The sequence below is a fragment of the Pseudomonas sp. NY15364 genome, from assembly GCF_048068235.1.
Lineage (GTDB): Bacteria > Pseudomonadota > Gammaproteobacteria > Pseudomonadales > Pseudomonadaceae > Aquipseudomonas > Aquipseudomonas mendocina_D.
Genome location: NZ_JBLUPX010000014.1, coordinates 102,258 through 110,603 on the forward strand (window position 1 = coordinate 102,258; position 8,346 = coordinate 110,603).

At 62.2% G+C, this 8,346-nt stretch carries 9 protein-coding genes; 2 read left to right on the plus strand and 7 right to left on the minus strand.

Annotated features, from left to right (window positions below; all coding sequences use genetic code 11):
* Window positions 1-17: 17 nt before the first annotated feature.
* The 7 genes from ACNFCJ_RS13915 to ACNFCJ_RS13945 form a co-directional block, all read right to left on the minus strand.
* Window positions 18-680: a hypothetical protein gene (locus ACNFCJ_RS13915; RefSeq protein WP_416771933.1), complete on the minus strand. Its 663-nt coding sequence runs from the start codon at window positions 678-680 to the stop codon at window positions 18-20.
* The gene (locus ACNFCJ_RS13920) at window positions 677-1,249 is read right to left on the minus strand and encodes an RNA polymerase sigma factor (RefSeq protein ID WP_416771934.1); all 573 of its coding nucleotides are present in this window, start codon (window positions 1,247-1,249) and stop codon (window positions 677-679) included. The genes ACNFCJ_RS13915 and ACNFCJ_RS13920 overlap by 4 nt, the downstream gene beginning before the upstream one ends.
* Complete coding sequence (locus ACNFCJ_RS13925) at window positions 1,246-2,946, minus strand: vWA domain-containing protein (RefSeq protein ID WP_416771935.1); 1,701 nt, start codon at window positions 2,944-2,946, stop codon at window positions 1,246-1,248. The genes ACNFCJ_RS13920 and ACNFCJ_RS13925 overlap by 4 nt, the downstream gene beginning before the upstream one ends.
* 85 nt (window positions 2,947-3,031) lie before the next feature.
* Complete coding sequence (locus ACNFCJ_RS13930; protein WP_416771936.1) at window positions 3,032-4,477, minus strand: PLP-dependent aminotransferase family protein; 1,446 nt, start codon at window positions 4,475-4,477, stop codon at window positions 3,032-3,034.
* A gap of 187 nt (window positions 4,478-4,664) precedes the next feature.
* Window positions 4,665-5,477 carry an OmpA family protein gene (locus ACNFCJ_RS13935; protein ID WP_179545092.1) on the minus strand — a complete coding sequence of 271 codons (813 nt, stop codon included), beginning with the start codon at window positions 5,475-5,477 and terminating at the stop codon, window positions 4,665-4,667.
* Complete coding sequence (locus ACNFCJ_RS13940) at window positions 5,477-5,827, minus strand: DUF4398 domain-containing protein (protein ID WP_106735224.1); 351 nt, start codon at window positions 5,825-5,827, stop codon at window positions 5,477-5,479. Before ACNFCJ_RS13940 ends, ACNFCJ_RS13935 begins: the two co-directional genes overlap by 1 nt.
* Window positions 5,828-5,836: 9 nt before the next feature.
* On the minus strand, window positions 5,837-6,670 hold the full coding sequence (locus tag ACNFCJ_RS13945) for a substrate-binding periplasmic protein (protein WP_099525433.1): 834 nt from the start codon (window positions 6,668-6,670) through the stop codon (window positions 5,837-5,839).
* A gap of 113 nt (window positions 6,671-6,783) precedes the next feature.
* Between ACNFCJ_RS13945 and ACNFCJ_RS13950 the strand changes: the two genes are divergently transcribed.
* Both ACNFCJ_RS13950 and ACNFCJ_RS13955 read left to right on the plus strand, forming a co-directional pair.
* Complete coding sequence (locus ACNFCJ_RS13950; RefSeq protein WP_416771939.1) at window positions 6,784-7,710, plus strand: alpha/beta fold hydrolase; 927 nt, start codon at window positions 6,784-6,786, stop codon at window positions 7,708-7,710.
* A gap of 132 nt (window positions 7,711-7,842) precedes the next feature.
* Window positions 7,843-8,346 (plus strand): transposase (locus ACNFCJ_RS13955; RefSeq protein ID WP_416771940.1); only part of this gene is annotated, 504 nt, incomplete at its 3' end.

An 8,346-nucleotide genomic window follows, 5' to 3' on the forward strand; every position in this document is an offset into this window, starting at 1 on the left:
GACTTTTACCCGGAAGCTCATTCGGCTGACGGCTCGTTAGCCAGATGTTCGAGTTCGGCCTCGATATCCAGTTGCGGATAATCGGCCTTGAGCTGCTCCAGAAACCGCTGCGCTTCCTCCTGCTTATTGGCCTTGCGCAGCTCCAGCAGACGCAGCAACGCCTCGCGTGGTTCGCTCTGGATCACCAATTCTGCCATCGGTGCAATTGCCGCCGTGCTGGCCATCGGTGCCTCCGCTATATCGGCAGAAGGCGCCTGGCTCCTCATCCGCTCCTGAGGGACAGCCATACGCGCCACCGACTCGTTCTCGGCAGCACGCTTGGCCGCCATCGGTGCCGGGGCTGGTGCAGCGGGGCTCATGGCCACGCTGGGCGGTACGGCATCGAAGGCATCTGGCGTCTGCTCCAGAGTGCGCCAAGTCAGGCTGACGCCAATCCCGACACAGGCCAGCCCGGCCACGGCCACCGACCAGCGCTGACGACCGCTGCCAAACAACCATTGATGCAGGCGCTGCGCCCAGCCAGATTCAGGCTTGTCGGCCTGACGCGCTTCACGGGCAGCCGCACTGGCCGCCGCCAGAATGCGCGCATCCAGCTCGGCCGAAGGTTCGCCGCTGCCATGGGCACGAAAATGCGCCAGCAACGCCGGCTCGTGGTCAAGAGGTTCTCGTTCATGGTTCATACGGACAACTCCTCGGTGGCCAACAGCCGGCGTAGCTTCTGCAAGGCATAGCGCAGACGGCTCTTGACCGTCTCGGCCGGCGTGCGGGTCAACTCGGCAATCTCGTTCAGTTCCAGGTCGCCATGGGCGCGCAGCAGGAACACTTCGCGCTGGTCTTCCGGCAGGTCGGCCAGTGCCGCCTGCAGCCGCTCACTGTCGCGACTGAGGCTCCACTGCTGCTCAGGGCTTGGCTGCGGGTCAGCCTGGGCGTGCTGGCCTTCATCGTATTCGTCATGCCCAGCCTGATGACGGCCCGTCTTGCGCCAGTGATCGATCAAGCGGTTGCGGGCGATCTGGTACAGCCAGGTCTTGAACAGCACCGACTCGCGCTGCTCGCTCTGGCTGCGCACCAGGCTCATCCAGGTTTCCTGAAACACCTCCTCGGCCAGTGCGTGATCGCCACACAGGTCGAGCAGGAAGCGGAACAGGCCCAGCCGATGGCGCTGGTACAGTTCGTTGAAGGCCGCGGCATCGCCGCGGCGATAACGCCGCAGCAAAGCGGCGTCGTCATCCATGAGGGGTGCGTTCACTGCTGAACTCGTGCTGGGTTGGAACCGGAAGTGTGCAGGCTCTGGGCGATTTCGGCCAGTTGGATGAACTCGCCACGCAGGCCGAAGCGATCCTCACCCTTGGCCGAGCGCGCCAGCGCGATGCTCTGCGCCAGATCGAAGTCGCTCGTGTAGCGCCCGTCCTTGAGCTGCTGGGCGAAGGCGGCTACCGCTGCCGCGAAGCGCAGGTCCTCGCTGGCAGCCGCAACCGGCTTGGCCTCGCCGCGTGCGATAGGCCGCTCCAACAGCCGGCTGGATGCTTCCCCTGGCGCCTTGTAGCGAATCCGCAGCCAGGCCAACTCGCCGCTCTTGTTCGCGGGCTGGGCACTGGCCTGATAGCGCAGCGGCTCCAGCCAGCCTTTACCTCCCGCCGGGACGATCTCGTACAGCGCGGTGACGGTATGCCCAGCGCCGATATCACCAGCATCGACCTTGTCGTTGCTGAAGTCCTCGCGCTTGAGCGCCCGGTTCTCGTAACCCAGCAAGCGATACTCGCTGACTTCGCTCGGGTTGAACTCAAGTTGCAGCTTCACGTCGCTGGCCACCGTGGCCAGGGTCGAGCTGAGCTGATCCACCAGCACCTTGCGCGCCTCGCGCAAATTATCGATGTAGGCGTAATTACCGTTACCAGCATCGGCCAGTTGCTCCATCAGACGCTCGTTGTAGTTGTCCACGCCAAAACCCAGGGTGGTCAGCGAGACGCCGCTCTTGCGCTTGTCGGCAGCCAGTTGCTTGAGGCTGTCGAAATCGCTGATACCGACGTTGAAGTCACCATCGGTGGCCAGCAGGATGCGATTGATGCCGCCATCGATCATGTGCTTGCTCGCCTGCTGGTAAGCCAACTGAATGCCCGACTCCCCTGCCGTCGAACCGCCAGCGCTGAGTTGATCGATCGCCGAACGAATCTTCGCCTTGTCGCTGCCGGGCGCGGAGTCCAGCACCACCTTGCTGTCACCGGCATAGGTGACCAGCGAGACGCGATCCTGCGGGCGCAACTGATCGACCAGCAATTTCAGCGTGCCCTGCACCATCTGCAGCCCTTCGCGGCGATGCATCGAGCCGGACACGTCGACCAGAAACACCAGGTTGGCTGGTGGTAGTTCGTCCACACTGCGATCCGACGCCTTGATGGCGATGCGCAGCAGGCGCGTCTGCGGGTTCCATGGTGTCACCGCCAGCTCGGTGCTAACGCCAAAAGGTACGTCACCCTGCGGCAACGGATAGGCATAGGGGAAGTAGTTGACCAGCTCCTCCAGGCGCACAGCGTCCTTCGGCGGCAGTTGCCCGCCGTTGAGGAAGCGCCGCACGTTGGCGTAGCTACCGGTATCGACGTCGATGCTGAAGGTGGACACCGGCGTTTCGGCAACGGCGAATACCGGGTTGTCGGCATAGGCCTGGTATTGCTCGCGCGACTCGTCACGGTAGCCCGGCGGCAGGACATCGGCGATGGGCGACGGCGCGTAAACAAGGGTCGACATGCGTTTCTGGCTGGCTGCGGCAGGCATCTCGGCGGCTACAGGCGCAGCCAGACGTTCACGGACGAGTTTCGCCGCCGGCTCCGAGTTGACCTGGGCTTCCGGCTCCGGGCCAGAGGCGCTGCAGGCGGCGAGCAACAGCAAGGTCCCCGCGGAAAAACCGACGGCGAATGGGCGAACGAGCAACGAGAAATAAACGGACATGGTGCACCTCCTGAGCAATGGCACGAGACCTTCGCTCAGGTAGACGCAGCCCTTCGATGAATCGGGTTAAAACGAGACGGACTTTTTAATCCTCCCAGGAACCGCCTGCTTCCTGGCACAGCTGCGTGGCCAGCATGCCCAGGGTCATCAACGCCCTCTCCGCCTCGCGATTCCACGGGATGCCGCAGTTAAGGCGTACGCAATGGTTGAACTGCTCGGTGTTGCTGAAGATCAGTCCCGGCGCGATGGAAATGCCCTGCTGCAGCGCGCGCACATGCAGATCCTTGGTGTTGACCCGCGCCGGCAGGCTGACCCAGAGAATGAAGCCGCCCTTGGGCCGGGTCATCTGCGTACCGACCGGGAAATACTGCTGCACCGCCAGTTGGAAGGCGCTGAGGTTCTTGCGGTACTCCTGACGGATATGCCGCAGGTGACGGTCGTACCCGCCATTCTCCAGGTAGGCCGCTACAGCCATCTGGGTGACGCTGCACGCCGAATGGGTGGAGAAGGTCTGCAGCCGCTGGATCTCGTCCTGATACTTGCCAGCGACTATCCAGCCGATGCGCACACCGGGCGACAGCGTCTTGGAGAAGCTCGAGCAATAAATCACCCGGCTGTCGCGATCATGGGACTTGAGCGCCTTGGTCGGGGCCTGTTCGAACATCAGCTCGCCGTAGATATCGTCCTCGACGATCTGGAAATCGTAATCACCTGCCAGGCGCAACAACTGACGCTGACGCTCCTCGGGGATAGTGCCACCGAGCGGATTGGACAGCCGCGCCGTCAGCACCAGTGCCTTGATCGGCCACTGGTTGGCCGCCAGTTGCAGCGCTTCGAGGCTGATGCCGGTGGTGGGGTCGCACGGGATCTCGATGACCTTGAGCCCCAGCAGATCGGCCAGTTGCAGCAGGCCGTAGTAGGTCGGCGACTCCACCGCGATCAGGTCACCTGGCTTGGTCAGCACGCGCAGGCTCATCTGCAGCGCATCGACGCAGCCATGGGTGATCACCACCTCGGACGGGTCGACCACCACGCCGGCATCGCGCATGCGGATCGCCACTTGGCGACGCAGCGGCTCGAAGCCGGGGCTGAACATGTAGCTGAAGGCACGCGGACTGTGAAAGCGCGTGACCTTCGCCAGTTGCTGGTGCAGCGCACGCACCGGCAGGTAGTCGACATGCGGCACCGCGGCGCCCAGCGGGAATACGCCCTCGCGACGCGACTCGGTAAGCACCTGGTTGATGATGCTGGCGCGGGTCACCAGGCCCGGCCGCTCAACCTTGGCGATATCCGGAGTCGGTGCGGTCAGTGCCGGTGTCTGATGTACGTAGAAGCCCGACTGCGGCCGCGCTCGGATCAGGCCCTGATCCTCGAGATTGGCGTACGCTTGCAACACCGTGGCGTGGCTGACATTGAGCTGGGCGCTCATCTTGCGTACCGATGGCACGCGCTCCCCCGGCTGGTAGACGCCACGACGAATATCCTCGGCCAACTGCTGGGCGATACGTTGATAAAGCAGCAGATTGGTCATGGCGATATCCTCCGTGGTCACAGGAGCATAACAGTAACCTATTGCTACACAATTGTACCGGCACAGATGAAAACACTTTTCACAAGCAGCTCTGTACCAACTGTCTGTATGCGTAAAACACCACGTCTAAGCCTGATTCAAGGCATAAAAAACCCCGGACGATGCCGGGGTTCTTGACTGCTGACCCTCAGCGCTCGGCGCCGAGCTGGCCTCGCTCGTCGGAGAAGACAATCTCCACCCGCCGATTCTGCGCCCGGCCACGGGCAGAGGCATTTTCCGCAACAGGGAAGTCGACCCCGTAACCAGCCACCTGGATCCGCTTCGCATCCACGCCCAGGTCGACCAGCAGATCGGCCACGGCCTGCGCCCGCGCGCGGGAAAGCTCGAGATTCTCGGCAGCGTCGCCGGTGTTGTCGGTATAGCCCTCGATACGCACGCGGCGCTGCGGGTTGATCTGCAGGAATTGCACGAGTTTGAGCACCGTGCGGTTAGCGGCCGGCTGCAGATCAGCGCGACCAGCGTCGAACAGCATGTCACCGAGGGTCATCACCAGGCCCCGCTCGGTCTCGCTGGTGGCGAGGCTGACCATCTGCTCTTCCAACCAACCGTTGTGCTGCTGCACGCTCATCAGCTTGGCCTCGCGCAGCGTCAGTTGCAGACGCTGGCGCTCCAGCTCGAGCTTGGCCGCCCGCTCCTGGTTGAGGCTGATATCACTGTGCTGGCGGGCGATCGCGGCATAGCGCTGGCTGAGGTAAGCGTAATGACGCACATCGTCACCACTGCCCCAGTAGCTGGACAGGCGCTCGGCACGGCCCAGCGATTCGCCAGCGCGAATCACGTCCTTGGGTGCAGCGCGCAGCACGCTGGGATCTTCCTTCACTGCCTGGAAGCTCAGACGCGCCTCTTCCAGCGCCTGCTCACTCGCCATCTGGTTGGTCGCGCAACCACCGAGCAAAGTAACGACCAGCGCCAGACTGCCCAGATAACCATACGCCCTCATCACATGGCCCCCAGTTGCTGACGCAGACGGCCAATGCGCTGATTGAGTTCATTCAGCTGTTCCCGCCCTTTGCCGTTGAGGTGCTCAGCCTCGGCCAGGCGCGCATCAAGCTCGGCCTGTTCGGCGAGCTGGCGCGCCTGCTTGTTCTCATCGTCCTGCATGGCGGCCTGGGCCTGCGCGAACTTGTCCTCAGCCTGGCGCAGCGACTCCGATTGCTCGCTGACCACACCCAGGGACTTGGTCTGCGCCAACGCCTGTTCGGTCAGGCGCAGTTGTTCGACGGGTGCAGGATCGCTCGCACAGGCCGTCAGGCCCAGCGCCAGCAGCAAGGGAAGGGTTCGATTGATCACGAAATTTTCCTACTGAGTGACGTCGCCAACCGGGTCGGGCTGCATCTGCTGCGCCTTCCAAAGCTCTAGATTGCTTTGCAGGAACTGCTCAGGCAGGCCGGCGGCGACCATTTCTGTCATTTTCCGCGCCAGCTGGCCACGCAGCCAGGGCTCGTTGCACGCCGAATTGTGCGACAAGGTAAGGTAGAGGCCTTCGCTGGAAATCGGCGGATCCAGTACCTCCAGATCATCGTCCATCCCCAGCGTCTCGGCGAGCGCGAGGCCGGGGTAGCGCTCGTAGAGCACGTAGTCGGTGCGGCCGAGCAGCAGCTTCTGGAAAGCCTGCGTCAGACTGGAGACACCCTCCAGCTTCAGGTTCTGCTTGGCGAAGGCATCGAACTGCTGACCGAAGCTATTGCCCACCAGGGTGTCGCCGGTATGCCCTTGCAGGTCGATCCAACTGCCGTAGGGAAAGGCCTCTCCCTTGCGCACCCAGACCACACTCGGCGTGAAGAAGAATGCCGGGTGCACGTAATCCATGTTCTCCAGACGCGGTAGCGTCAGAAACGCCCCTGCCAGCAGGTCGACACGGCCGGTACGCACTTCGTCCTGCGCGCGCGACCAAGGCCCGGTGTAGATCACATCGACCACCACGCCCAGTTCCTTGGCCAGATGCTTGAGCAGGTCGGCATTGGCGCCGATCAGCTGCTGCGGATTCTGCGGGTCACGCCAGAGATAAGGGGGATACTCCGGATTGCCGGTCGCCACCAGGCGCTCGCACTTACCGGCAGCCAGAGCAGCGGCTGGCATCAGAGCCAGGGCGCACCACAGCAACAGCGACTTAAACAGACAACGCTCTGGCATTGGCTACTCTCGGTTTATGCGTTGATCGGTGGGATGGTCTTGGCACCCCGGCATCCTCGGTGTTCATGCTAGCTTAATGGCGCCGCCATAATAATTCGCGATAAGGACGCGCCATGAAAAAACTGCTGCTCGCACTGCTGCTTCTGCTATCAGGCAGCGCAGCCACGCTGTATTTCGTTCCAGCGACCCAACTGGCCAGCCTGCGCCTGATAGAACAGTACCGCGCCGGGCTCAGTCACGAGCAACTGTCTGTCCACAATCTTAACATCCATTATTACCGGGGAGGACCGGCAAGCGGTGAAACCCTGGTACTGCTCCACGGGTTCGCTGCAGACAAGGATAACTGGCTGCGGTTTTCCCGCCACCTGACTCAGGACTATCGCGTCATCGCACTGGACCTGCCCGGCTTCGGCGACAGCGATCTGCCGCCAGGCAGCTACGACGTCGGCACCCAGGCCGAGCGCCTGGCGGATATCCTCGATGCAATGGGCGTCCAGCAGGCGCACATGCTGGGCAACTCCATGGGCGGACAGATTGCCGCCCTTTTCGCCGCGCGCTACCCGGAACGCGTCCGCTCGCTGGCACTGTTCGCCAATGCCGGAATCGACAGCCCACACAAGAGCGAACTGTATCAACTGCTGACCAGTGGCTCGCCCAACCCGCTGGTGGTCAAACGGCCGCAGGATTTCGACATGCTGCTGCATTTCGTCTTCGTCGAACCGCCCTACCTGCCGGAATCGCTCAAACGCTATCTGGGCGAACGCGCCATGACCAAGGCCACGCATTACGACCAGGTATTCAAGCAACTCGTGGAGCGCCCAGTGCCCCTGGCGCCCGAGCTGTCCAAGATTCAGGCGCCGACCCTGCTACTTTGGGGCAGGCAGGACCGCGTGCTGGATGTCTCCAGCATCGAGGTCATGCAACCCCTGCTGAACAAACCCAGTGTGGTGATCATGGATAACGTCGGCCACGCGCCCATGCTCGAACGCCCTGAAGAAAGCGCCCTGCTCTACCGAGGCTTTATCGAAGGCCTGAAGTGATGGTCAGGCGCTGATCGCGAGCAACGCGCAGGCAATAAAAAACCCGCTCAGCAGCAGACTGTGTGAAAACCTAGCAGTCTGAGTGCAAGGTGAAGACAATGCCTCTATCGGTCGATAGGGGCATTGTCGTTTATGGGCTATATCCAAGGTGAAGATCGGCAACAAAGCAGCCTGTTTCCGCCGACATTGGAAGAGCTGGTTCCTGAGGATCATCTAGTTCGAGTCATCGAGGCCTATGTGGCTCGTCTGGATCTGAAGGTACTGGGGTTCAGCAAGGCTGAGCCGCTCAAGACTGGGCGCCCTGGCTACGATCCAGCTGATTTGCTCAAGCTATACCTATATGGCTACTTCCAGCGCATTCGCTCCTCTCGTCGATTGGAGGCGGAGTGCCGGCGCAATATCGAGGTGATGTGGTTGCTGGGTCGTCTGGCGCCGGACTTCAAGACCATCGCGGATTTTCGCAAAGACAACAGCATGGCCTTTCAGGCGACTTGCAAGGCTTTCGTCCAGTTCTGTCGCCAGGCGAGCTTGATCAGTGGGGAGCTGGTGGCCATCGATGGCAGCAAGTTCCAAGCGGTAGCTTCGCTGCGCAAGCACCTGAGCGTGGAGAAGCTCAAGCGTCAACAAGCGAAGCTG

Excerpts from the sequence above, each read along its gene's own strand:
- ACNFCJ_RS13935 (WP_179545092.1), bottom strand. The coding sequence starts at position 5,477 with ATGAGGGCGTATGGTTATCTGGGCAGTCTGGCGCTGGTCGTTACTTTG.
- ACNFCJ_RS13925 (WP_416771935.1), bottom strand. The coding sequence starts at position 2,946 with ATGTCCGTTTATTTCTCGTTGCTCGTTCGCCCATTCGCCGTCGGTTTT.
- ACNFCJ_RS13930 (WP_416771936.1), bottom strand. The coding sequence starts at position 4,477 with ATGACCAATCTGCTGCTTTATCAACGTATCGCCCAGCAGTTGGCCGAG.
- ACNFCJ_RS13915 (WP_416771933.1), bottom strand. The coding sequence starts at position 680 with ATGAACCATGAACGAGAACCTCTTGACCACGAGCCGGCGTTGCTGGCG.
- ACNFCJ_RS13945 (WP_099525433.1), bottom strand. The coding sequence starts at position 6,670 with ATGCCAGAGCGTTGTCTGTTTAAGTCGCTGTTGCTGTGGTGCGCCCTG.
- ACNFCJ_RS13950 (WP_416771939.1), top strand. The coding sequence starts at position 6,784 with ATGAAAAAACTGCTGCTCGCACTGCTGCTTCTGCTATCAGGCAGCGCA.